The organism is Bradyrhizobium sp. USDA 4486, assembly GCF_054057995.1.
In genome coordinates this window covers 5,207,266-5,230,236 of sequence record NZ_JBSRZV010000001.1, presented here as the reverse complement: position 1 = coordinate 5,230,236, position 22,971 = coordinate 5,207,266, and the positions used below count along the sequence as shown (strand labels likewise).

The following is a 22,971-nucleotide window of genomic DNA, read 5'->3' as shown; positions in this document are numbered from 1 at the left end:
CGCTAGCCTTTGATCAAGCCGTTGTGACTCTGCCGGAGCAGGATTAATCGCTGCAGCTCCAGTTGCAGAAGCGCGGCCCCTTCACGTGACACCAAATCCTCTGGCGCGGCTGATAGCGTATCAGCCAAACGCTCCAGAAGAAGGCCGTGTTGCTCTGGACGCAGAACATGCGAATGACGTAAGCGCGGCGTGACGAAGGAGAGCAGACCGTGCGCGAGATTGGGCTCATTAAGCCAAGCGAGTTCCGAGCCTGGCTCGACCTGACCTGGCGGGGCGCGCGCCTCGTCGAGATTGACGCGCGAAACTGCATCGATCGAACTGAGCTCGAGCGCGCTCTCAATCGTGGCGTCCACCAACGGATCCAGCACGTCGCTGTGACGAGAAATTGAGGTGTGGCTCTTGTTATCATTGCCACGCGTCCGATCAATCCCGATGGACTTGCCTCGAGGACTAACGGGCGTGATGGCAGATGCATGATGATCGACGTTTGGCTCCTGAAAAGAGGTGCCAGGCTTGACGGGATTCGGGGGCAGCCTAGTCATGGCACGTTGCTTCCTTACCTGCGGCCTAAAACGCTAATAGGGTAGGGTGGCAAGCCGACCATCCCGGCTCAGCAAAACACGCCCTTCCTCAATCCCGCAGACGGTCCATCCATTGCTCAAGAGCGCGCCGACGAAATACTTTTGACCAGCAACGACAATATAGGGTTCGCTCCCGCGCCAAACAGCTTGGACCTCAATTGCTGGGGGCGTCTTCTCAACTTTGATGGCGACCGCATTGACAAGCGTATAAGCGCCATTGCTATTTTGATCAAACCGCTGCTGGACGTCTCGCCATGTGGCGAGCGAGGCGGGCGTAACGGTGCCGTCGGCGGTGACAACGCCCGCCCCAGAGCCGACCTTGATGCCGACAAGGCCCGCTCTGTCAACTTCCTCTTGCAGCCGCTCGGCAGCTGCATTGGTGGCCAAAGCATCAGGAGCGCTGAGCGCCAGCGTGGGTGCAATGGTCGTAGTAGGGGACGACCGACTTGACGCCATGGTGGTGTCGGTCTGGACAAAACTGGATGAGACCGCGCCAACCGCGGCAGAGCTGATCAGGACAAAAGTGAGAACGGCGAGCGATATACGCCGGCGGTCGATGGAGCCAGCTTGTTTGTAGTCCTCGATCGTCCAGCGAATGCACATCGCCCCGGCATGCAAAACGACAGGAAGAGGGACAACAATGGGCTCATTAGCTAAAACAGTCTCGTGCCCCTCGATCCTGACGTCCCTCGCAAGGGCCTCGATCTCGATTGAATTGGAATGCGGGGTGACACGGACATGGTGCGGTTCGAGGCCTTGTTCGACGAAGATTAAGTCTGCATCGAGGCTGCTGCCAATCAGACACGATCCGATCCCCACTTTACTTGTCAGCCCAGAATACCCCCCCGACAGCACTTCGAAATGCAAGCAATTTGGTTCATTCACGGTCAGTTTCCTGAATAGCGAACGGGACCGTACGGCAAAACCGTACGGCCCGTTGCGACTTCACAGACTAAGCAGCCGGGGAAAGTGGGGCGGCGACGCCGCCCCATCTCATCCCTTACTGCACCCGCTCATCGGCCGCTTTTTTGATAGTCGAAAGCTCAGTCGAGACAACGCGAAGTTCCACATCCCTCTCAGCAGCCTTTGTGCTGGTCGCAGTCAGAGCGGCGATTTGCTTCTGGAATGCCGCCTCTCCAGCAACTTCAGCAGCCGTGGAAGCTGCCGCAGCAGTAGCGGTGCCGGCTGCCCCACCTGCGGTCGAGGTACCAGACGCACCAACTCCTTTACCCATACTATTCTCCTGTTTGCTCGATTTCGCCGCCACGTGCGGCTCCTATTTCCTAACGTCGCAACATGCGACGTCAGGAATCCTCCTCTGTCTCGGCCATGACATCGTCGAAACGGCTCATTGCACTATTCGCAAATTGGAGAGCAACGGCTCCAAGAGCGACGTTGAACGCTTGCTGCATAGCGGCTTCATGCGAGCTACCGCCCGCAGTGGACGCGCCGCCGTTTACGGGAATGTTTGCATCAGACGATCGGCCATGATCGTCGCGCTCGCCAGGCTTGTGAGATGCGTTTTTGCCGCCGCTTTTGCCGCCAGCCGCATGGAGGTCAGCATCAACGTGCCCAGCGGCGCTAGAGCTAGTAACGCGCATCGGGTTCTCCTATGTCAATTCGATCTGCCAATCGAGGCAGTTTCCTCCCTCCACTCTGCAAGTATTAGCTTTCGACAAGCTGACGAGTCGTAGAAAATACAATGAGCCGATGGTGGATCGTCATTAAACGTTTCACCAGCAGACCGTATTTGAAAGGTTGCCGGCGAAAGCTGGAGATCAGATGCAATCGTTTGTGGAGCTTGATCGGGTGAGCACGTTGCTCATTGCTTCGAAAGCGTTCAATTGGCGAAATATCAAAGCCACCACTAATAAAAGCGTTTTGGGCTGAACGTGCTGCAATCTCTGGCTCACGTCCCTTGCGGTGCCTCCGAGCTCTTTGGACGATTTGCTTGCGGTCAGGCGATGCGGCACGGAGCTTGACCTCGTCGGGAGCGAGGCTGAAAGCCAGAGTGACGGCGGATTCAGCGGCCAGAGCGGTCCATCGGCCCTGGCTGGCCTATGGCAGATCCGTCGATCGCGACCCATTTCAGGGAGACCGAGCAGGAGCCCGCTACTCAAGAAAGAGCGCTTTGGTTCCTACCGCTCTGGACCAATGTGCTCTCGATCCTTGCGCAACCGGCAGGCTCCGCGGCTGTGGCCGGTCTGTCGGGTATTGTTAATGCATCGCGATGTTGACAGGCGGCGTATGCAGTCAATGGAACTTCACAGCGGCAGACTGGGTTTGAGGTCGGATTCGAACGATCGAGTGCGGCCAACATAGTTTATGCGCAGCGAAGGGCCGAAATAAGTTTCTCGGATTCGGGGGCGGTCTCAAGTATGCTGGTGGAGCTTGCGCGACCTACTGCTCGGCAGAGAGGCCCAAGCGCCCGGAGGTCGCGCAAGCTCAGTTTCCAGCGTGATCCTGAGAGGCTAGCGTCCTTCCGCCTAGGCGTAAGCGCCTGCAGCTTGCAAGCGCTCGGACTCGATGCGAGCCTTGAGGTTATTCAAATAATCCTCCGCGTAGGACTGGGCAACCGAAACCGGCAGGTTGATGCCGGCCGTCGCGGCTTCTTGAATTGCCTGCTTCACCAAGCCTTCTCGCATTGCTAATTTGACCTCAGGTCCGGCGATGCAGCCCACCGCCTGTGCCGCAAGGCTCAGCCCGGCTTCTTCCAGCGCTTGCTTTATGTTGCCGCCACTGATGGCAGTGTGAAGAAGATTTGCAGCTTGGGCCTCGGCTTCGAGCACCATTGACGCCAGATCGGCCAATTCACCCAAACCTGGAATGAAGCCAAGTACACCGACTGCTGTCGCGGCCCAGTCGAATACCTTAGAGCCAACTTTGAGCACGTCATTAAGTGCGTGCATGAAGGCGCCACCGTTCTTTTTGGGAGACTTGATGTCGGGCTGGTCTGCCACGCCCATCGTCATATCCGCGACCGCGTCCTGCTCGGCTGGCGTTCGGACGGCATGCGTCTTCACTTGGTGGACGGTGCGGTTCGCACCCGACATGTTGTTGAAGAACTGGTTGAAGTCGCTGTTGCTGATGTTGCCGGAATCGACCGTATGCCCGCCGCCGAAGTCGAAGAACTTATGGTGGGTTTTGTAGCCCGTAATCGCGTTGTTCATCAACCCGAACAACACGGGATCGGAGAGCAGCTGGGAGGCCGCCTTTCGCACCTCGGGCGTGAGGCTCTTATCATCGACCATGCTCGCCAGCTTTTCCCGGGTCAGATCACCGTTCCCGAAGAAAGCTTTTTGGTTCTTGTTGATCGTATTGAGCATATCGAGCTCGGCCTGCGTGAGAGTCATCGATGATGAAGCAATCTGCAGGAAGTCCTCTTTGTGGACCTTGTCTATCGAGCCACCATACAACTGCTTCCATTCATCCGGGTGATCGAGGAAGTATTGAGCGGCCGCGAGGACCTGTGGCGGGCATTTTCCGGTTTTGGCTTCGCCGTCGACGATCCGCTTGAAATCCGCAAGGCTCAGGTTCTTAGGCAGGTTGTCGGAATACCGATAGAGCTCGCGCAATGCATCGGTCTGGGTCATAACCGATGGCTCGCCATTGCCGGTGCCGTCGGAAGGGATGTAGTTTTGCGTATAGCTCTTTGCCCGCTGCTCCTGGAACGCACCAACCTGAGGGTGGTGATCGGAGAAGCCGGAGAGATCACCTGCTTTAATCTTCCCGCCGCAGCGGCCGTCACCTTGCGAGCCTATCGCATAGAAGAGCTCTGGGTCCTGTTGCAGAGCCTCGATCGCCGCTTTTAGATCCGGTGGTGTGGAGGGATCGTTGGCCAAATCTCCAAGAGATTTCCAATCCAGCGGGCACTTGTCTTTGTGTCGGTTCAGCACCGACACAATCTGCAGCTCGGCATGAGTCAACGTGCCGCTGTTCCACGTGATCCTGGAGCTTTGTACGGGTGCCTCTGCAATCTTCGGTGCGCTCTCAGCGGAGGAGGACTCCGTGGAGGATGGCTCTGGCGCCTGCTGACTTGCGTCCAGGGCGGCCTTGATCTCCGGCGGGAGGATGTTCCGCACCTCCCGCGTGAGTTCCTCCGTCAGCTGCTTGGCTGAGTCTGCAGCCGCCGGATCTTGCGGTGCGGAATGGTCATCGACTTTGTCTTTCAACGAGAAACTAGCCAGCATCGCCTCGAAATTTGAAAGATCCCGCGCCGATGAGGGCCCGGGCGCCAGCCCGGACAAAGTGGAGCTGGCGATTAGCGACAGGTTGTTGACTGACATTATACGTCCTCTGATTTGAGATCGCACCACAAGCCGGTCATGTGGCGCAGCCCGAGAATCGCGACGAACAACGAGCAATAAATGTTGATAGGATTCGATGGCACCTACCACTTGCTTCCGATTGTTCAGTGCGCCCCAGCGCTCAGTTCCGCTACAATCTATAGGCACATCGCCGTCTAGATATTCACGCTGTATGGTAGGTTCGATTAGCTTTCCAAAAGCTGACGGCATTCAAAGGTTTCATAACAAGACGCGAAATGACAGTGGAAAGGCGGTGATGGTTCTTGATATCGGAATCGGCTTTCCTGCTTTGTTTCGATCGCTCGCCTCCACGCCAATTAGGTCGAATTAATGAATCCGAGTCTGCCGCTTTGCGGATGGTCACGTGCGCTGATTCCTGCAACAACGTCGCAAGTCTCCGCAGCATCTGACGGTGAAATCACCCACGCGTAGCGACCTGGCGCCTGCGCCCGACGAGCGTGTTGGCGTCTGCCCGATGAGCCAGATACAGAATGATCGTATCAGATTGACTGGCGTAGATGCTCGAAAGAGTCCGGCGGTATTGTGCCGACCATGTTGCTCCGAGCGGATGGAAGCTCAGCTGCGCCTGGCATTCTTTATGTCACCATGCTTATCCGCTTGGCGAGTGTTCGCTCGAGCCTGCAGGCCAAAGGGCAGAGTTTAGCGATGGTTTGATACGAATAAACCTGCTTCTCGCCTTTCCGCCCTGTCAGGCACACCCAGGTTGGTGAATGTGGTTGTCCGGGCAGCCCTGGTCGGGATGCTGTTGGCCAGGACTCTGGTTCGCATCCGTGGCTCCGGCCTGGACGTTTATTTGCACCGCCCTGCAGCATCGGCCATCTACATATCCGCGCTCTGACACTGGCAGCAGTAGCTTTCGAAAAGCTGACAGAGGGCACTAGACAGACGCATGGCATCTCTTCGTAGGCGATCTGTTGTCATCAGGTCATTTCTTACTTGCATCGGGTAGGTGGACCATGCCGTCTTGATGTGGTGCCTCCGGCCGAGGAGCGTCATTCGGTCGTCCTTCGCGAATGACCACGCTGGAGGATCCCCGGAACAGCATCAAAACTGACTCGTGCGGCGGCTTTTCGCCACCGCTCGGGTTTCGCCGTGCCTGTGCCTCCGCCGCAAGTCCTTTGAGTGTTTGCTCCACAAGCGCGACAAAGCGGGGTGGACCAGAGGCGAAGACGAGGCCATCTCCCGGTACGGCTCTCACGATGTAACGCTCGTCGGAGATGTTGAGCGCATCGAGTGCCGCCTTGAGCGCATCAAAGCTGATTGGACTCAAGACCAAAAGGCGGCTTTGCGCCTCATGCGCGTCGGATACATAGAGCACCAGCCCATCGTAGTACCATTGAAGATTGTAGAGATTGATCAACCGTTCGAGGAACTCTCGCGGTGGGAGATCGGGCATTCGCCCGCGAATCCGCCCCTTCACCCCGGTGCTGACATTGACTCTGATATTTAGGTTGTTGCCGAATTCCTGCAGTGCGGCCGCGAGGTCCTGATCCAGAACTGTGTAACTATAAAGCGTCGATGGCAGCTCCAGGGGAGCGCCGAGGGCCTCGACGACGCCCAAGCAAATGAAAACACCAGCATAGAGAAGTTTCTTCAAGATGTGCCGCCTTGTGGATGGAATGAGCATTCCTGCTACTTTTACGCTTGGGAACAAGCACCGGAATTCGTCCCAAAATTTGGAAGCCGCTGCTTCGTCGCAAATTGGAAGCTGACCGTGATCATTAGATGACAGCTGCTCGTCAGTTTTTGGTCAGCTTGCTTCTCTAGCGTGCCGGCCCGTTCGCGTGAACTGACGGCTCACCTCACTACGTGACAGAAATGATTTCCTCCATCTTGTTTGGCATTACGTCGACCCCTGTCAACTCCGTCGAGTGTGCCTCCAGCGGCTGTTCGCCGGCACACGCCCAGTTTGATGAGAGTCTTGCGCAGGCGGGCTCGAACCAAGGTGTCGCCTCTTCTGTGACCGAGCGCGCGCCAGCTCCATTGCTGCCGGAAGTGCAGCGCGCAGTCATGTCGGCGAGCCCGCTCGGCGATCGCGTCCTTCAGGGCATTTCTGCTATCCATCAGGGCAAGCCATTTCCGTCGGGTGCAGTTTCGCCGACGCTCGTCGGTGAGCCTGATCCTACCAAGGGTCTCCAGCTTGGGCCGGCAGCGCAACCAGTCTTGCGTGTTCAGCAAGTCGAGGTACATCCAGCGGGCAAACCGGAAGGTGCGGATCATTTCGACTCGGCGCTGGCGAATCTGCGGGATGTTTACAACGGCGTCATCCAGGTTTCGCTCCTCTCCAAGGGGACAGGTGCGGTCAGTTCATCTCTGAACAAGCTTCTATCGGCGGGCTGAGCGGGCCGTTGGCTGTCTTGACGAAAGACAAGATCGGTAACGGCTGTCCCGCAAGAAAGCGGCTTCATGCTCTCGTCCTGTTGCCGCTTTTGCTGACCCTCGCCGGTTGCAAAGCTGATCTGTATACCAAAGTTCAAGAACGCGAAGCCAACGAGATGCTTGGGCTGCTCCTGAGCAAGGGCGTCGATGCCATCCGTGTTGTCGGTAAGGATGGGACCAGCACAATTCAGGTGGAAGAAAAGCAGCTCGCCTACTCGATCGAGATTCTGAATGACCAGGGCTTGCCGCGCCAACCCTTCAAGAGCCTTGGTGAGGTGTTCAAGGGGGCGGGCCTCGTTGCCTCTCCGGTTGAGGAGCGAGCCCGCTACGTCTATGCTCTCAGTGAAGAATTGTCGCGTACGATCAACGATATCGATGGTGTTCTCTCCGCCCGTGTTCATGTCGTTCTGCCGAAGAATGATCTTTTGCGACAGGATGCAACCCCGTCTTCGGCGTCGGTGTTCATTCGATACGCCTCGAACGCGAAGCTCTCAGCCTTGCTGCCGCAGATCAAGATGCTCGTCGCCAACAGCATCGAAGGTCTATCATACGACAAGGTGGCGGTCGTGTTCGTGCCGGTTGAGCGGGCTCAGCATGAGGTCTCCGTTGTGCCAGCGGCAGCTTCCGCCGAACCAACCAAGTTCAATGCAACCCACATTGCGATCGGTGCAGGAGGTGGGCTCGCCGCGTTGGGCATTCTATCTTACGTGCTGCTGAGCACACGTGGGCGACAGCTTCGTCAATCCTGGCGCAAAGTGACGAGTCTCGGCAGAGATGCCAGCAGCCCAGCGGTCCAGTCCGCCGGCAAAAAGCTCTCCTCCGATCCGAAATAGCGGCAGCAGGTCCGTATCGATGGCATCCACTAACCCAAGTGTTTCATTCAACCCGCATTCCGATCGCCTGCGTGAGCTTGCCGCTTTGATCCATCCCAGCCGGTTTGCCGGCCATCTTGATGAGCGCCTGTCGACCGCCACAGTGCTGCAGTTGCAAAAGTCTCCCAGACTGCAGAAAAGACTGGTCGAATTGCTGCTAGGTAGTGAGGAACTGGTTTCGAACGGAACCGATTGGGGTGGGGACGCTCTGCTCGGGCATGATCCGCGTCGGGCGGCGCTGCTCGCTGGCAGTATCTGGCATGCCCGTTCGGTGCTGAAGCTTGTGTCAAGGCATGATGTGGCAATTCTGATCGAAAATATTGGTGCCGAAGCACATGCTTTCGCAATCCGACACTTATCCAGCGCTGTCGCAACCACATCGATTGACGATCCGCAGAAGCTGGCGAGCCAGATTGAACATGACGGATTTGCCTGCCTTGGCGCTTGGCTCAACGACGCATCGGAGCTTGACCGTGTGCGCGTTCTTTTCCGCTTACCTGTGGGGACCACCGCCGAATCTCCAGCAGCCGAACACCACAACTCAGCGGGGCAGTTACTGTCTTTGGTGGTAGCCCACTTAGCCACGCAGGAGCCAGCGGCATGACGGCCAATGAAACAGTCTTGCCAGATAGCCCGCAGATACGGCCGCTCGGTCCGCTCATACCAGCCGCGGAACTTGGCATCTGGTACGATGCGGTGCAGACGCGCGCGCTAGCCGAGCGATACCTGCGGCAGGTTCGCAGTTGGGCAAGGAAGGCCTATCAGCAGGAGCGGGAGCGCGGGCACTGCGAGGGTCTAAGGTCAGGCTCGGACGAAATGGCACGGCTGATTGCCGGAGCTGCTTCCGATGTGGCCCGGCGAAAAGCCGTTCTGCAACAGGAGTTACCACAGCTCGTCATTGAGATATTGACCGATTTGTTGGGCTCCTTTGATCCGGGTGAGATGTTGGTAAGGACCGTTCGTCACGCCGTCGAGAAAAGATATGGCAGCGGAGAAGTATGCCTTCACGTGTCTCCTGTGAACGCTGATGCACTAAGACATGAATTCCTGGCGTTCGATGGAGCGAATGGTCGGCCGAAAGTCAGAATTGATCCGGACCCTGCCGTGGGGCCGGACCAGTGCGTTCTGTGGAGTGAGTTCGGCAGTGTCGATTTAGGACTTGCCGCGCAGCTCCGCACATTGCGTCTCGGCCTTAATCCATCTTCTCAGGAAAGCTATCCGTGACGACGCAACGATCAGGCCATGATCAAGCCGGCGGAGAAGGAGATGTGCATGCGGCGATAGCATCTCTGAGATTCGCAGCAAAGGATGTCGATACGCGTGCCTTGCGGGGACGGATCACGCGTGCGATCGGCACCTTGCTCCATGCCGTGTTGCCAGGGGCCCGTGTTGGAGAACTTTGCCTATTGCAGGATCACGCTTCCGGATGGTCACTTGAGGCGGAAGTCATCGGTCTGCTGCCGGACGGGGTGTTGCTGACGCCGATTGGCGATATGGTAGGCTTGTCCCACCGCGCGGAAGTGGTCCCGACCGGGCGCATGCAGGAAGTGTCAGTCGGGCCCGACCTGCTCGGCCGCGTGATCGATAGCTTCGGCCGTCCACTCGATGGCAAGGGGCCGATAAAAACGGTCCACACTTGTCCGCTCCGCGGTAAGGCGCCCAACCCGATGAGGCGGCGTGGCATCGAGCAGCCGTTTCCGCTCGGCGTTCGCGTGCTGGATGGACTTCTGACGTGTGGCGAAGGTCAGCGGATCGGAATCTATGGAGATGCCGGTTGCGGTAAGTCGACGCTGATGTCGCAAATTGTAAAAGGCGCGGCCGCCGATGTCACCGTCGTTGCGCTCATAGGGGAGCGTGGACGCGAGGTGCGTGAATTCATCGAACGTCATATTGGAGATGCCCTCGCTCGCACGATCGTTGTCGTTGAGACATCCGATCGATCGGCAATGGAGCGGGCGCAATGCGCTCATATGGCGACCGCACTCGCCGAGTATTTTCGTGATCAAGGGCTGCAGGTCGTTCTGATGATGGATTCGCTGACGCGCTTTAGCCGTGCGATGCGCGAAATCGGCCTTGCCGCCGGAGAACCTCCCACCCGGCGCGGCTTTCCTCCTTCCGTCTTTGCGCTGCTTCCTGGTCTGTTGGAGCGAGCCGGTATGGGCGAGCGGGGCTCGATCACGGCATTCTATACCGTGCTTGTCGAAGGTGACGGCACGGGCGATCCGATCGCCGAAGAGTCGCGCGGCATTCTCGATGGTCATATCATTCTTTCGCGCGCGCTGGCCTCCCGAGAGCATTTTCCCGCCATCGACGTGCTGTCGAGCCGAAGTCGCGTCATGGATGCGGTCGCCTCTGGTCCGCATCGCAAGGCGGCATCCGCATTCCGCGATCTGCTCTCGCGCTACAATGAGGCTGAGTTCCTGATCAAGGTCGGTGAATACAAGCCGGGCAACGATCCACTGACTGATCGGGCAATCGAGTCAATCGAGGAACTGCGCGCATTCTTGCGCCAGGGACAGGACGAGCCGTCTAGCTTTGAGGAGACCGTTTCATGGATGTCGCGTCTGACGGCCTGAATCTCGTGCAAGCGTCGAAATTGCGGCTTGTGAAAGACATGAGAGAGCGAAGCGCGCTTCGTGAATTGTCGAACATGGAAGCCAGGCGCCAAATTGCGGTCGCAGCGCTGCAGCGAGCGTCTGAGAATGTTAAACGCGCGGAGAATCGTCGCGCCAAGGCCGAAGCTGACCTTTATCAGGAGCTGGCGTCGCTCGAGATGATGTCCGTGACCGAGCTCGATCGTCGCTGTCAACTCGTCCTTGGGCGGCTGGCAGCAGAGATCGAATCGGCACGTCAGGCGCGTGAGCAGGCGCGCATCGCGCATGAGCAGGCCCAGCGGGCGGTGAATGAGGCGCGGACCATATGGGCCAAGCGTTCGGCGGCGAGCCAGAAATGGCAGGAGATTGAGGGCGATGTCCAGCGCACTACCGCTGTCCGTTCGGAGTTTGCAGCCGAAGTCGATGCCGACGATGAGGTTTTGCTCCGATATCAGGGTGGTTCGCGCAGCCAGACGGTCGATGGCTCGAATTAATGGCTGGTTCTCTTACCGCGTCGCGAGCTGCACCCGCGGAACCTGTCGATAAATGCCATGGGTGAACCCGCACTATTTCAGCCAGCGGCAAAGCTGTCGCATGAAGTGGTCTCCTGGCTCAACGAGACCGCCGCACCGCGCACGGTTCTGCAGAGCCGCATTGGCGATAAGCCGCTATCGATCCGTATGAGCCGACTTGTTTGGCAGGCCGAGCCATATGCCATGCCGGTGCTCGACTGCGTATTTTGCGCCGGAGGCGAGACCGCTGTGTTGTCCTTGCCCCGCCTTCTCGTCGAGGCACTGATTTCAACGGTCCAGTCTGGCCTTACTTTACCTTCCGACCCAACCCGCTCGCTCCTTCTCGAACTTGCACTGGAACCTTGGCTCGCTGCATTAGAGATCGTGCTCGCGCGGAATTTGCAGCTGATCCGCGTCGAAGACGCAACGGCCAAAGACCCCTATTTGGAGTTCGACGTTGCTTTCGGGCCGCTGGCGGCCAAGGCTCGCCTGTTCTTGTTCGCGCCTCTTGACGGTCTGGTTCCGTCTGCATTTCGTGTCTTAGGCGAGTTGATCGGCCAATTGCCGCGAGATTTAGGTAAGATTTCTTCGGAATTGCCGGTCGTAGTTGCGAGAGAGATCGGCTCGCTGCGTGCGCCCATCAAGCTTCTTCGCCAAGCACAGCCCGGCGACGCACTGGTGCCCGACGTCATTCCCTTTGCCCATGGCCTGCTCATCCTCGCTGCGGACAAGTTGTGGGCGCCGGCGCAGGTCGCGAGCGACAGACTTATCCTTCGGGGACCATTCCGCCTGCAGTCCCATCCTCTAAGGTATGCAAATATGACGATACGCCCCCAAGCTGAACAAGCAATCCCGCCCTCGGAAGCCGACATCGACAGTGTTGAGATCACGCTTGTGTTCGAATGCGGCCGCTGGCCGATCCCGCTGGGTACGTTGAGAAGCATCAACGAGGGGCACGTGTTCGAGCTTGGCCGGCAGGTGGACGGTCCGGTCGACATTGTTGCCAATGGTCAATTGATCGGCCGCGGCGACATCGTACGTATCGGTGAAGCGTTGGGCATCCGGTTACTTAACAAGTTGGCGATCAATGGCTGACATTCAACCGAGCATCCTTGCGCTTGTTGCGGCGACCGCCGGTCTTGGCCTGCTGGCATTCGCAGTTGTCACAACAACGGCGTTCATCAAGGTTTCCGTCGTTCTCTTCCTAATCCGCAACGCGCTCGGCACTCAGTCCATACCACCGAACATCGTTCTGTATGGTGCTGCATTGATCCTTACCGTGTTCATAGGCGCCCCAGTATTCGAGCAAACCTACAACCGCGTGACCGATACGCAACTTCGTTACCAAACCGCCGATGACTGGCTGACCGCCGCCAAGGAAGGTAGCGAGCCGCTGCGCGCCCATCTCAAGAAGTTCACCACTGAGGAGCAGCGCACGTTCTTCCTCTCGTCGACGGAACATATCTGGTCGGAGGAGATGCGCGCCAACGCAACAGCCGATGATTTTGCGATCCTCGTGCCGTCTTTTTTGATCTCGGAGCTTAAGCGTGCGTTTGAAATCGGTTTTCTTCTCTATCTTCCGTTCATCACGATCGACCTGATTGTGACGACAATTCTGATGGCCATGGGCATGTCAATGGTATCACCAACAATGATATCCGTTCCTTTCAAGCTCTTTCTGTTCGTCACAATCGACGGCTGGTCGCGGCTCATGCACGGATTGGTCTTAAGCTACGCATCTCCGGGGGGCGGGTGAGATGGACGAGGCCAGCATCCTCACCCACCTGAGCCGATCATTAGTCCTGTTCATGATCTGGGTTCTACCGCCGCTCCTGGCAGCCCTCGTGGCCGGATTGGGTATTGGCATCGTGCAGGCAGCGACCCAGCTCCAGGATCAAACCTTGCCGCTTACCGTGAAGCTCCTCGTCGTCGTCGCCGTGCTCGTTCTGTTTGCTCCGGTGCTGAGCGCGCCGCTGATCGAGCAAGCCCAGCGTATCTTCACTGAGTTCCCAGCGCTCACAGCGAGGTATTAGTGCACGCGGTAGCGTCGCGTTTGTTGGCCTTCATTGCGAACCACAAATGGGCGAGTTCGTCATCTTATCGAAAGCTTGCCTCACTATTATGAGACGGATAGACATCCGAACTGTCCTGTTCGGCTCTATGAGCTGCCGTATTCGGAGGAAGAATGACTCCATTTGGAATGTCTATCCGTTCGATCCAGGTTTGCTTACGATGTGATGGAATTACCTGCTGAGACCTGGTCCTCGATGCGCACAGCCTGGCGAGTTGTCGACGCAAGTGAACGGGAAACCGCTTTGATTGCAAGCGGCCCCACGATTCTGGCATTCTGGTGAATGAGCCAGCGAATGAAGGTGCCGCTCGAGACCGATCTCCATAGACTGCGAAATTGATGAAAGCTTTGAGGCCCTCAGATCTCCAAACCGCGCTGCGGCCGGTGAGAGCGTGGCTTGTAGGCCGCGCGCGATTTCGCGGGTGCTCTCATCGAATGGCCATACCTCTGCGCCGGATGGCTGTAGTCATATGGATAGCTGAAGCCGAAGCCATCTGCCTTGGGAGGCCTGTCGCTCTGCCACCGCTGGGACACGAGATCTGCAGAGTTCTTGGCGTCTCACATCATGGCGAACGTGAGTGCGACGGTTGCATTGGCTAAAGGAACGACGAGCTGAGCTCAAATGGATGCCTTGTCACCCGCCGAGACGCAAGCTCTGATTCAGACTGCTGTCGAGTTCGTCGTTGCGGCCGGTCTTGGCGCGGCCCGGGCGCTCGGCATTATGCTGGTTCTTCCGGTATTCACGCGACCGCACATTGGCGGGATTATCCGCGCAAGCGCGACGGTTGTGATTGGATTGCCTTGCTTGATGCAGATCAGGAGCGGCTTGCAGACACTAGATCCGAGCACCCGTATGGTTGCGGTCTCGCTCCTCGGTTTGAAGGAGATATTTATCGGCCTGCTGTTCGGGTTTCTGCTTAGTATACCACTTTGGAGCATCCAGGCCGTTGGTGACATCATTGATACCCAGCGTGGCATCTCCAGCCAGCTGGACGATCCTGCGACACACAGTCAAACTGCCGCGATGGGACTCTTTCTCGGGACTGCCGCGGTTACGATCTTCGTTGTATCAGGAGGTCTGCAGACCATGGTCAGATGCCTCTATGGAAGTTATCTGATCTGGCCCGTGTATCGGATGCTACCGCCCCTGACCCACCGCGGGGCAATGGAGTTTATTGGGCTTCTCGACCATATCATGCATGCGACCCTCGTGGTCGCCGGGCCCGTGCTGGCTCTGCTGCTTCTGATCGACGTATCCCTCATGCTGCTCGGGCGCTTTGCGCCGCAAATCAAGCTGAACGATCTCTCTCCGACCATCAAGAATGCCGCTTTTGGCATCATTATGGTCAGCTACGCCGTCTTCCTAATCGAATATATGGGAGCAGAGATCATTCGGTTTAACGGCGTGCTGGAGTGGCTCGAGAAGTTCTTGAAATGAACGACACGAGCGAAGAGAAAAACCTTCCACCAAGTCACAAGAAGCTGCGGGACGCGCGTAAGAAAGGGCAGAGCCCGCGCAGCGCCGACTTTGTGACCGCGGCAAGCCTTTGCGCTGGTTTCGGTTGCCTGTGCTTCAGGGCCAGCTCGATCGAAGACGGATGGCGCGAAGCCGTGCGGCTCATCGACAAGCTGCAGGAACAGCCCTTCAACAATGCGGTCCGGCAGGCGTTGGTCGGATTGATGGACCTTTCTATAACAGCCGCGGCTCCCATCCTAGGTGCGGCGGTTGTCGCGGCGATTCTGGCCGGTGTCTTGGCCGGCGGCGGGCTGACGATTTCCGTTGAGCCGCTTAAACCCAGCTTTGAGAAATTGGACCCCGTCAAAGGACTGAAGCGGATTGTCTCCCAGCGGTCGGTTGTCGAGCTTGGAAAGTCTATCGTCAAAGTTTTGGTTCTTGGCGCTACGTTCGTTTTCACTGTGCTCGCAAGTTGGAGGGCACTGGTATACTTGCCCGTGTGCGAGTTGAGCTGCTTTGGTTTTGTCTTTAAAGAGCTCAAAGTGCTGATCGCGATTGCTGCCGGCGCTCTTCTGATTGGCGGCTTGGCCGATCTGCTCATTCAGCGTTGGTTGTTCTTGCGCGACATGCGTATGACGCAGAGCGAAGCCAAGCGCGAGTCCAAGGAACAGGATGGTAATCCGCAGATCAAGGGTGAACACCGCAGGCTCCGCCGGGAGTCGGCCAACGAGTCTCCGCTCGGCATCCATCGGGCGACATTGATACTGACGGGGCGAGCGACATTGGTTGGGCTGCGCTACGTTCGGGGCGAGACCGGCGTCCCGGTACTGGTGTGCCGCGGCGAGGGCGAAACGGCTTCACGGTTACTGGCGGAGGCGCGAGCCCAACGTCTGAGCATTGTCGAGGATCATGTATTGGCGCGTCAGCTGATCCGAAAAGGTGCGATGGGCAGGGCAGTTCCGATGGAGTGTTTCGAGAGGGTTGCAAAGGCAGTCTTTGCCGCCGGCCTCGTTTAGCGTCGCACAAAACAGCGATGCGCTCAAATCTCTGGTCAATGACCCAACTGTCCCAAAACCTGATCTGCAAGCTGCACGATCCCAAGAAAAGGATCGAGAAAAGATTCGACTCCAGGAGGCTCCTCGGCCGATTCCAAGACTGATATTGACAAGAATGGCCAACCGAGCGTTCATGCTGCTCGGGTCTTACGAGCCGCTTATTGGGTTTCTGGCGCAACCCTGTTATGCGTTTCATCCTCCAAATTGCTCCTGTTGCCCGCCGACGTGGCCCCACGTGCGGTGATGGGAAGCACTGCACGATCACCACTGGTCGGCATGACAGCGCCATTGCCTAACAAGTCGCCGGGGTCATTGACCATGACCGCAAGGTTATTCCGGACTGAGCAGCCAAGGGTTGGATTGAACGAATTGTCGTTCACTGTAGGACCGACGATGGAGAGCGAGGGGCAGACCGGAGGATGGGCTTCGAAAGTGATCGCTTCGATCCTCACCCCGGAACGAGCCGGCAAATCCACACGAGAAGCGGACAGGTGGATGTTGTAGGTGGCAACCCCCATGGCGCGAGCCTCGTGGGCCACCTGTGCAATGAGTCTGGGTGGGCCGATGACACCCACATGGATGGCATCCCGCCGGCCCCGACTGGTCGCTGCAATAAAGTTTCGCAGCCGATGCCGTTCGGGGCCACGAAGGCTCTGCAGGAACAGCACGCTACTCTTCTGCTCGACCTGGATCTCTTGGTCAGCCGGCGCGGGCTGGATCGAGGCAGTATTTGCGCAGCCGCCCAATGTTGCTCCAATAACGATCGGGTAGCACAGATGTCGCAAAGTCATTTGACGATCCTCATTCGATAATAAAGCCGGCGCTGCCGGTCAATCCTGGTGCGCTGGCGCGAGGCGCATCGCGCTCTCGCGGCGGCCGGGCAACCGTGTTCGTCAAAATCCGCCCCGCGTCTGAGGGCGGAGAGATGCGGTCGCTCGGCGCACTCATCCGGTTCGGATTCGGTCCAGGCCGAACAATGTAGGGCGTGACAATAATGACCAGCTCGGTTTCACGTTTTTGAAACGATGAGGAGCGAAAAAGCGCGCCCAGGATCGGCACATCGCCGAGCCAGGGAAACTCGCCGATATCAGTGTTGAAGTTGCGCCTGATGAGGCCGCCGATTGCAAAGCTCTGACCGCTGGCGAGCTCGACCACGGTGCTCGCCCGCCGAGTCGAGAGGGCGGGGACCGCCATGCCATTGATTTTGACTTCGCCTTCGCTCGACAGTTCGCTGACTTCGGGCTTCACACGGACATTGATCTGATTGTTGTTGAGAACCGTCGGAACGAACTCGAGGCTCACGCCGAACTGGCGAAATTGGACCGAAACCTGCCGGTTGTCCTGCATCACTGGAATAGGGAATTCGCCGCCGGCGAGGAAGCTCGCGGCTTCGCCGGACATTGCCGTCAGATTCGGCTCAGCCAGGATTGAGGCGAGGTGCTCGCTTGCGAGAGCGTCCAGAACAGCGCTCAAGTTGGTGTTGCCGGCGCTAAACCCAATCCCGATCGTGCCGCCGCCGCCGGCTGCGCCGGACCCTCCCCCTTTGCCGGTGACAAGAAAAGCGCCGTTTGGGCTCGAGGCGGTGAAGTTGATGTTGAGATCCTTGACGGCGCTGCGGGAGACCTCTGCCACCCGTACGCTGAGATTCACCTGTAGTGAGCCGGCGACCTGGATCTTGTTGGCAACCAGCGCGCCAGCCCCAAGAAACTGCTCAGTGACCTTCCTGGCGGTCTCGACGACCTCGGCATTAGGCGCCGTACCGCTAAGGATCGCGCCGCGCGGGGTATAGCTGACCTGAATCGGATAGTCGCCGACCTCGGCCTTCAGCGCGGCCCGCAGATCCTCGATCGGTTGGGTGACGACAACACGCAGCTCGGCGAGAGCCTCTCCGTTATCGTTTAGGGCGAACAGGCTAGTCCGTCCCGGCTTTTTGCCAAACACGAAAATCGTGGTGTTCGAAGGCGCCTGATAATCCGCAATGGCCGGGTCGGCAATAAAAATGCTCGCAGCCGGTCCGGTCAGATGAACTGTCTTTCCCTGTGAGGAGGTAAGGTTGAGCGTGCCGGTGGTGCTGCCAGGCGCCGCACGTGGCGGTTCTCCTTTGCCATCTCGCTTTACCTGAGCTGCGGCAGCAAGCGGAAGTAGCAGAGCGACTGCGCACAGGGCGTAGCAGAGGCGGGGAAAAGCGGCAGAGTGCGAGCTGCTGGCGGCCATCGACGGCTCATCGGCGCCGGCGTCATTGCTAACGACGTTCAAGGGATTGTTGCCTTCAAGTGAGCCTGCTAGGCAGCCGATGCTGCGCCGATGAGTTCAAGGGTGTAGCCGACACCGCGCGCGGTCTTGATCCTGAGCGTTGCGCCCGCCTGGTTCAAATGCGCTCGTAAGCGGTAAATCCCGACTTCCAGCGCATTGGTCGAGACCTCGTCGTCAAATGCATACAAGCTTTCTTCGAGCGCTGTGCGGGGCACGGTACGGCCTGCGCGGTTGAGCAAATGTTCAAGGATGCACACTTCGCGGCGCGCAATTCTCAGTACTCGTCCACCGACGGAGACTTGTCTCGCGATCGGATCGAAATGCAGATTCCCGAATGTCACCACCGGCGCGGTCATCTGCGTTGATCGTCGCAGAATAGCTCGCATGCGAGCAACGAGCTCGTCGATAGAAACGGGCTTGGGCAGAAAATCATCCGCTCCGGCGTTGAAGATCGCAATCCGCCGACCGAGATCATTGAGATTGCTCATCATCATAGTCGGCATTGATCGTCCTTCGCGCCGCAACTGCTTCAACCAGTCCAAACCATCTCCATCGGGCAAGAAGGATTCGAGCAGTATCATGTGGTAGTTCGCGCAATCCAACGCGGCCGACGCCTCATCCAGCGTCCGCGTCACGTCGACGGCGAACCCGCAATTCAGCAGCGCTTCCTTTACGGCGCGGCCAAAGTCCGCATGATGATCAACCAATAGAATTCGCATTCATCGCCTCTCGTCCATCCTCGGCAGGACTTGAGCGTGTCACGCTTGACCATGACGATCGGCGGAACCCAGAGGATGCCGCTTTGGCGTAAATTCGAAATCCTGAGCGCGATACGCACGGGCTTGTTGGCAGGCAGCCAATGTCTGCACGGCCGCCGTCGGCGGATAGGCGGGGGCCTGCGGCGGATGGTTCCAGCCCGCGGCGCGGCTCAAAATCTCCTTTACTCCGGCAAGAGATTTGCAATCTCTCACGAGGCTGGGAGCCCCGGCGATGTGCTGATTCATGTGCGGGCCGAGCATAGCGGTGGCTGCATGCATTACGCGAACGCCTGCAGTGCCGATCGCGCCAAACTCGCGGAGCGAAAGAAAAGCGCAGGCGAGAGCGGCTGTATTTGCCGCCGAACGGACTTGCGAAACCGACATTGGAACTCCCAAATCGTCTTGATCCGCGGTCAGTCCTGCAAGGCTGTTGAGCCTGTAGTGTCGTCAAGTCACTACGATACAAGTTTTCCGCGTTTAAGACAGTTCACGCGCTATGCGTCGGACGACGGGCTGTAAAAGGCCAAGATGCGATGAAACGATCAACACGCCCATCGGCGGGTTAGACATTGTCTCGCGAGCCGGTGATAATGGCCAAACATGGTGTCAACCGTCCTGAAGCTCGGTTGCTTCCAAGATCTTCTCCGCGCCAGCCGAGCAAAGGCTGCCAAGGAAGGAAAAATTGAGCCTGGCATTGCTGTCGCGCATTGTCTGAGGTGTCGGCTCAATTTCGTCAGACGGGTTGAACGGCGCAAGAACGATCTAGTCTCAAGCTTGGACTCAGCCGGTGATCGGTACGGCGATTGATCGCCTTGTTCTCGTGCGCTGGATCCTGGTCTGGCTGCGAAGAGCGCGCTTCGTCTTGCGTTCACAGAGCAGACTAACGATGCAAGCTCTGTATCGGAGCAGTCGAGCAGTGTCCCAAGCCGTATCGGCCGAGCATTGAAGTTCTGAGACGTTCGCAATTGTCGCTACCTGTCAGGAAGAGTTCACGCGAGTGGATTCTGTCGCGAGACTGTCGGAAATCCTACAATCTGACGCTGGGTGAGATTCAAGTGCCTTTAAGGGCTCTTTGTATCGGCGCCATCAACATCGGACTCCTTGTGAGGCAATGACGACACAGGGAGCCATGCTGTCGAGCTGTGCGAAGGTCAATCGCGCTCTGTCCAAGGTCGTGAGCATTTGTCCCTCCAATCAAGTGTAGCGCCATAACGCCTTGAAGCGCGCGAAGAGGCAGTCGTTCGGCTATGACGCCAAAGATCGGCCAATCCGATCTGCCTCATGCTTGGCAATTTAGTGGGAAAATCGGGGCGGGCGCGGGACGTCGATGTGACGCGCAGGACCTAACGTCCGAGATCCAGACTGCCGATCGCGCGAGCCAAGTTGTTCGGCAGGGGACTGAGGAGAGAATCGATTGCCAGACGTCATCTTGAATGCGGTCTCCATACATTGCGATCGACTATGAGGCCTTTAGGCATGCTCGGCAAAATCGATTGTTTTGATGGAACGCATCCAGGTTGCGGATCGGCTGTAATGCAATAGCGCCACTTGCTACGGCTGAGTGAATGTATGATGCGATCGCGGCCGAAACACTGTTGGTTGACGCGCGATTATTGTCAGAAGGAGTTAGCTAACGCGAGGGATGCTGCGCTTGCCGCGGCTTACCTCGCCAAATCCGCGTGCCAACCCCTGAAGCCGGCTGATAAATTCCTGCCTCGCGACACAATGCATCCAAGATGCCACGATGCTTCAACGAGCGGAAAGGGATGAGGGGACAAGATCGGTGTCTTCCTGACCTTCCGTCGGAACTGTCAACCGCTGTACGGCTCGATCGGCGCCCCCATCGAGCCGTCGGGCGCCCCCTTTACGCTTAATCTGTTGTGCATGAGGCGGAGCTGATGCGCCGCTTTTCTTCGTTGCAGGGTGTTGTGGCGCTTGGTCGCCAACGAACCTGCCAAATGGCGCGATCGACCATCTACTCATTACTCTCGCGCTTGTAGGGATTTTCTTCGCTACTGGTGCGGTAGCTTTCCAAATTGCCTCCGAGGAACAGGCGCTCGGTTTCCCGGGTCGGCGTTCTGCCCAGTGAGCACATCAATTCGACGTCCCCATCGATGGTGTCCTGATCCTCGGCGTTCATTCCAAGCCCAATGCTACTCAGCACGTCGTCGGGCGTCCAGATTGTGGTCTTCGGTACGATATAGGTGTGTAGCGCGTCCGCATTGTTGGCAATCGCTCTCGCCCACGGATCGCGAGAGACGACGAGTTTTGACGGATCCTCGACTAACGATACGAAGGGTGAGGCTGTAGTCTTCCCCCGCATATGCCACCCAGCTTGGCGGGCTCGGTCCAGGGGATACCGCTCCAGAGGATCTCCAACGGAAGAATGATCCCGAGCCGTGTTGCGGACATGAGATATTGCACTCGTGTTTTCTTCCGTGTGCGGCTTGCAATCAGTGTCCTGATTCTGAAAACGCCGCAGCGTGACATATGACGACCCCGCCACGTCGTCGAATACGCGATCTCGATCAATGGCAGCGTCGGTCGCCGATGACCAACGTGCTGCTTGTTGCGCGGCAAGTTCGATCTCGTTCCGAAGTGCTTCAAGAGTAGCGCCCGTCAATGTTGCGGCAAGCTGAGCGCGCGCACTGACGTATGATGAGGCTGGATAGCGACTGGGTTCCGAGGCCGGCTCGTTTGGCGCAGATGAGGGCGCGGCGCTCGCGGAATCTGCCGCCAAGGAGACTGGCTCCGAGGTTGGGTAGACCGAATCCAAGTCATCTAGAGCCAAGTCATTCAGCTGCTGCTCAAAGTTTGCTTGGTCTTCTGAACTTGTCCGTGCGCTAAGCTCGTCCTGCTGTCGAGCGACGTGGTGCGGCCGCTGAACCTCAAAGGAATTGTCTGCGGCATTCCGTGGATCAACATTCATCTCTCTACTCCCTTCGAAGTGCCGCCTATCGGCGTGGATTGTTGCAGGTGCAGCTTTCGATAAGCTGACGATCGATTAAGCTGAGACCGGGTTCCTCGACCGCCGCGCCGCGTTCTCTTCACCTGTCGCCTAGGACAGACAGTCCTTGCAGACTAAGAGGGACACGCAAGCGCATATGGCTGATCGAGCGCTTCCTTCGTAGATCGTCTGCTCCTGCAGATGTGACGGCTGCGTGTTCTCGCTCATAATTCCCGAGTGGACCAGCGCGACCGTTCGTCGTTTGTAGTTTCCAAGCGGTCGACGATCGAACAAATCGTTCTGGTCGACGCCCGCACGGCGAAGCCCCCAGAACCTGACCTACGAGGTTGTGATGTCGGAATAGCCGTCGCAACTACTTGCGCCTGATTGCGGCAGGCTGTTTTTGTACAGGCGCGAGCGCGCTTGCTGAAAGAAAGCCAAACAACGCGCGAGCACGACATCTTGAAAAACGCAAGCTGTGGTACTTTTCGAGGGAGAAGAGCATATGAAGATTACCGGCAAAGAAATGACGATCCTGTTGTCCTTGCTTTCGGTCGCGAGCGTTAGCTCTCTGGCGAGAGCCGATGAGACCTCGCCGAAATACACCGAGGTTCTCAATGCCCTGCAGGCGGGGAAGAATGTGAAGCTCATACTGGACATGAGCCGCTGTAACCCCGCGGAGGGCGGCAAGCCTGCATCGGCGACGCAGGCCGGTCTGCTTATCAATGCATTCAGGGTGACGGTCCAGAACGGAATCAGCTTCTCCAATGCTCATCAAACGGTCGACAGCTCTGGACATGCCGTGACCGAGTACATCCGCCATAGCCTTAGCCGCGAAGGCAAGCTGACGGTGCGAGCCTCCAAGCTTGTTGTCGGAACGACCGAGCTTATGAACCAGGGCGAATTCATCTGCGAACTGCCGGATGGGGCAAAGTTCATCTGGTAACGAAGAGCACAGAGAAGAAGGACGCTCCGAAGAGTTGATCCTTTAATCGTGTAGAGACATTCGCAGTATAACGGATCCTTTCGATCTCAGGGACGCTCAGAGGGTTTCTGGCCGTCTTTTCGTCGGGGAAGGATCGAGTTGCGCCAACTTGCTGCTGTTCGACCAAGGTAAGTCATGAGAGCCGTCGATCTTCATTCGATCTCAGTGATTGGAGGATCG

23 protein-coding genes are annotated in these 22,971 nt (G+C 57.8%); 12 read left to right on the top strand and 11 right to left on the bottom strand.

Annotation, left to right across the window (positions count from 1 at the left end):
- Positions 1-2: 2 nt before the first annotated feature.
- The 6 genes from ACVWY3_RS24810 to ACVWY3_RS24785 form a co-directional block, all read right to left on the bottom strand.
- Positions 3-542, bottom strand: coding sequence for a hypothetical protein (locus tag ACVWY3_RS24810; RefSeq protein ID WP_456840805.1), 540 nt, complete (start codon positions 540-542; stop codon positions 3-5).
- A 33-nt stretch (positions 543-575) separates the two neighbouring features.
- The gene (locus ACVWY3_RS24805; protein WP_456840804.1) at positions 576-1,466 is read right to left on the bottom strand and encodes a SctD/MshK family protein; all 891 of its coding nucleotides are present in this window, start codon (positions 1,464-1,466) and stop codon (positions 576-578) included.
- A 115-nt stretch (positions 1,467-1,581) separates the two neighbouring features.
- Complete coding sequence (locus tag ACVWY3_RS24800) at positions 1,582-1,848, bottom strand: nodulation protein NopA (RefSeq protein WP_280968683.1); 267 nt, start codon at positions 1,846-1,848, stop codon at positions 1,582-1,584.
- A 37-nt stretch (positions 1,849-1,885) separates the two neighbouring features.
- Positions 1,886-2,182 (bottom strand): hypothetical protein, encoded by a 297-nt coding sequence (locus ACVWY3_RS24795; RefSeq protein ID WP_456840803.1) that lies wholly within the window; start codon positions 2,180-2,182, stop codon positions 1,886-1,888.
- Between the two features lie 885 nt (positions 2,183-3,067).
- Positions 3,068-4,867 carry an HrpF/NolX family T3SS translocon protein gene (locus ACVWY3_RS24790; protein WP_456840802.1) on the bottom strand — a complete coding sequence of 600 codons (1,800 nt, stop codon included), beginning with the start codon at positions 4,865-4,867 and terminating at the stop codon, positions 3,068-3,070.
- A gap of 967 nt (positions 4,868-5,834) precedes the next feature.
- Positions 5,835-6,536 (bottom strand): secretin N-terminal domain-containing protein, encoded by a 702-nt coding sequence (locus ACVWY3_RS24785; RefSeq protein WP_456840801.1) that lies wholly within the window; start codon positions 6,534-6,536, stop codon positions 5,835-5,837.
- 191 nt (positions 6,537-6,727) lie between these two features.
- Here ACVWY3_RS24785 and ACVWY3_RS24780 point away from each other — a divergent pair, with 191 nt between their 5' ends.
- The 11 genes from ACVWY3_RS24780 (at position 6,728) to ACVWY3_RS24730 (ending at position 15,809) form a co-directional block, all read left to right on the top strand.
- Entirely contained in the window at positions 6,728-7,249 is a 522-nt protein-coding gene (locus ACVWY3_RS24780; RefSeq protein ID WP_456840800.1) for a nodulation protein NolB, read from the top strand.
- Positions 7,250-7,266: 17 nt separating this feature from the next.
- Positions 7,267-8,121, top strand: a complete 855-nt coding sequence (gene sctJ / locus ACVWY3_RS24775) for a type III secretion system inner membrane ring lipoprotein SctJ (RefSeq protein WP_456843451.1) — start codon at positions 7,267-7,269, stop codon at positions 8,119-8,121.
- Between the two features lie 19 nt (positions 8,122-8,140).
- On the top strand, positions 8,141-8,764 hold the full coding sequence (locus ACVWY3_RS24770) for a nodulation protein NolU (protein ID WP_456840799.1): 624 nt from the start codon (positions 8,141-8,143) through the stop codon (positions 8,762-8,764).
- Positions 8,761-9,384, top strand: coding sequence for a type III secretion system stator protein SctL (gene sctL / locus ACVWY3_RS24765; protein WP_456840798.1), 624 nt, complete (start codon positions 8,761-8,763; stop codon positions 9,382-9,384). Before ACVWY3_RS24770 ends, sctL begins: the two co-directional genes overlap by 4 nt.
- Positions 9,381-10,736: a type III secretion system ATPase SctN gene (gene sctN / locus ACVWY3_RS24760; RefSeq protein ID WP_456840797.1), complete on the top strand. Its 1,356-nt coding sequence runs from the start codon at positions 9,381-9,383 to the stop codon at positions 10,734-10,736. The genes sctL and sctN overlap by 4 nt, the downstream gene beginning before the upstream one ends.
- Positions 10,712-11,248, top strand: coding sequence for a hypothetical protein (locus tag ACVWY3_RS24755; protein WP_456840796.1), 537 nt, complete (start codon positions 10,712-10,714; stop codon positions 11,246-11,248). The genes sctN and ACVWY3_RS24755 overlap by 25 nt, the downstream gene beginning before the upstream one ends.
- A 57-nt stretch (positions 11,249-11,305) precedes the next feature.
- Positions 11,306-12,361 carry a type III secretion system cytoplasmic ring protein SctQ gene (sctQ, locus tag ACVWY3_RS24750; RefSeq protein ID WP_456840795.1) on the top strand — a complete coding sequence of 352 codons (1,056 nt, stop codon included), beginning with the start codon at positions 11,306-11,308 and terminating at the stop codon, positions 12,359-12,361.
- Positions 12,354-13,022, top strand: a complete 669-nt coding sequence (gene sctR, locus ACVWY3_RS24745) for a type III secretion system export apparatus subunit SctR (RefSeq protein ID WP_456840794.1) — start codon at positions 12,354-12,356, stop codon at positions 13,020-13,022. Before sctQ ends, sctR begins: the two co-directional genes overlap by 8 nt.
- Before the next feature lies 1 nt (position 13,023).
- A complete protein-coding gene (locus ACVWY3_RS24740; protein ID WP_027563378.1) occupies positions 13,024-13,299 on the top strand; it encodes an EscS/YscS/HrcS family type III secretion system export apparatus protein in 276 nt (91 codons plus the stop codon).
- 660 nt (positions 13,300-13,959) lie between these two features.
- Positions 13,960-14,775, top strand: coding sequence for a type III secretion system export apparatus subunit SctT (sctT, locus tag ACVWY3_RS24735; protein ID WP_456840793.1), 816 nt, complete (start codon positions 13,960-13,962; stop codon positions 14,773-14,775).
- Positions 14,772-15,809 carry an EscU/YscU/HrcU family type III secretion system export apparatus switch protein gene (locus ACVWY3_RS24730; protein WP_456840792.1) on the top strand — a complete coding sequence of 346 codons (1,038 nt, stop codon included), beginning with the start codon at positions 14,772-14,774 and terminating at the stop codon, positions 15,807-15,809. The genes sctT and ACVWY3_RS24730 overlap by 4 nt, the downstream gene beginning before the upstream one ends.
- Positions 15,810-16,006: 197 nt before the next feature.
- Here the strand turns inward: ACVWY3_RS24730 and ACVWY3_RS24725 are convergent, their stop codons facing one another.
- The 5 genes from ACVWY3_RS24725 to ACVWY3_RS24705 form a co-directional block, all read right to left on the bottom strand.
- Complete coding sequence (locus ACVWY3_RS24725) at positions 16,007-16,639, bottom strand: CpaD family pilus assembly lipoprotein (RefSeq protein WP_456840791.1); 633 nt, start codon at positions 16,637-16,639, stop codon at positions 16,007-16,009.
- 10 nt (positions 16,640-16,649) lie between these two features.
- Positions 16,650-18,062 (bottom strand): type II and III secretion system protein family protein, encoded by a 1,413-nt coding sequence (locus tag ACVWY3_RS24720; protein WP_456843450.1) that lies wholly within the window; start codon positions 18,060-18,062, stop codon positions 16,650-16,652.
- Between the two features lie 68 nt (positions 18,063-18,130).
- On the bottom strand, positions 18,131-18,820 hold the full coding sequence (locus ACVWY3_RS24715; protein ID WP_456840790.1) for a response regulator: 690 nt from the start codon (positions 18,818-18,820) through the stop codon (positions 18,131-18,133).
- A gap of 39 nt (positions 18,821-18,859) precedes the next feature.
- Positions 18,860-19,243 carry a hypothetical protein gene (locus ACVWY3_RS24710; protein WP_456840789.1) on the bottom strand — a complete coding sequence of 128 codons (384 nt, stop codon included), beginning with the start codon at positions 19,241-19,243 and terminating at the stop codon, positions 18,860-18,862.
- A gap of 1,591 nt (positions 19,244-20,834) precedes the next feature.
- On the bottom strand, positions 20,835-21,788 hold the full coding sequence (locus tag ACVWY3_RS24705; protein WP_456840788.1) for a hypothetical protein: 954 nt from the start codon (positions 21,786-21,788) through the stop codon (positions 20,835-20,837).
- Positions 21,789-22,311: 523 nt separating this feature from the next.
- On the opposite strand from ACVWY3_RS24705, the gene ACVWY3_RS24700 reads away from it, so the two are divergent.
- Positions 22,312-22,752, top strand: a complete 441-nt coding sequence (locus ACVWY3_RS24700; RefSeq protein ID WP_456840787.1) for a VirK family protein — start codon at positions 22,312-22,314, stop codon at positions 22,750-22,752.
- Positions 22,753-22,971 lie beyond the last annotated feature (219 nt).

Bases quoted from the DNA above. Each gene is read 5' to 3' on its own strand.
- ACVWY3_RS24810 (WP_456840805.1), bottom strand. From the start codon at position 542: ATGACTAGGCTGCCCCCGAATCCCGTCAAGCCTGGCACCTCTTTTCAG.
- ACVWY3_RS24795 (WP_456840803.1), bottom strand. From the start codon at position 2,182: ATGCGCGTTACTAGCTCTAGCGCCGCTGGGCACGTTGATGCTGACCTC.
- ACVWY3_RS24790 (WP_456840802.1), bottom strand. From the start codon at position 4,867: ATGTCAGTCAACAACCTGTCGCTAATCGCCAGCTCCACTTTGTCCGGG.
- ACVWY3_RS24785 (WP_456840801.1), bottom strand. From the start codon at position 6,536: ATGCTCATTCCATCCACAAGGCGGCACATCTTGAAGAAACTTCTCTAT.
- ACVWY3_RS24780 (WP_456840800.1), top strand. From the start codon at position 6,728: ATGATTTCCTCCATCTTGTTTGGCATTACGTCGACCCCTGTCAACTCC.
- ACVWY3_RS24770 (WP_456840799.1), top strand. From the start codon at position 8,141: ATGGCATCCACTAACCCAAGTGTTTCATTCAACCCGCATTCCGATCGC.
- sctL (WP_456840798.1), top strand. From the start codon at position 8,761: ATGACGGCCAATGAAACAGTCTTGCCAGATAGCCCGCAGATACGGCCG.
- ACVWY3_RS24755 (WP_456840796.1), top strand. From the start codon at position 10,712: ATGGATGTCGCGTCTGACGGCCTGAATCTCGTGCAAGCGTCGAAATTG.
- sctQ (WP_456840795.1), top strand. From the start codon at position 11,306: ATGGGTGAACCCGCACTATTTCAGCCAGCGGCAAAGCTGTCGCATGAA.
- sctR (WP_456840794.1), top strand. From the start codon at position 12,354: ATGGCTGACATTCAACCGAGCATCCTTGCGCTTGTTGCGGCGACCGCC.
- ACVWY3_RS24740 (WP_027563378.1), top strand. From the start codon at position 13,024: ATGGACGAGGCCAGCATCCTCACCCACCTGAGCCGATCATTAGTCCTG.
- sctT (WP_456840793.1), top strand. From the start codon at position 13,960: ATGGATGCCTTGTCACCCGCCGAGACGCAAGCTCTGATTCAGACTGCT.
- ACVWY3_RS24730 (WP_456840792.1), top strand. From the start codon at position 14,772: ATGAACGACACGAGCGAAGAGAAAAACCTTCCACCAAGTCACAAGAAG.
- ACVWY3_RS24725 (WP_456840791.1), bottom strand. From the start codon at position 16,639: ATGACTTTGCGACATCTGTGCTACCCGATCGTTATTGGAGCAACATTG.
- ACVWY3_RS24720 (WP_456843450.1), bottom strand. From the start codon at position 18,062: ATGGCCGCCAGCAGCTCGCACTCTGCCGCTTTTCCCCGCCTCTGCTAC.
- ACVWY3_RS24715 (WP_456840790.1), bottom strand. From the start codon at position 18,820: ATGCGAATTCTATTGGTTGATCATCATGCGGACTTTGGCCGCGCCGTA.
- ACVWY3_RS24710 (WP_456840789.1), bottom strand. From the start codon at position 19,243: ATGTCGGTTTCGCAAGTCCGTTCGGCGGCAAATACAGCCGCTCTCGCC.
- ACVWY3_RS24705 (WP_456840788.1), bottom strand. From the start codon at position 21,788: ATGAATGTTGATCCACGGAATGCCGCAGACAATTCCTTTGAGGTTCAG.
- ACVWY3_RS24700 (WP_456840787.1), top strand. From the start codon at position 22,312: ATGAAGATTACCGGCAAAGAAATGACGATCCTGTTGTCCTTGCTTTCG.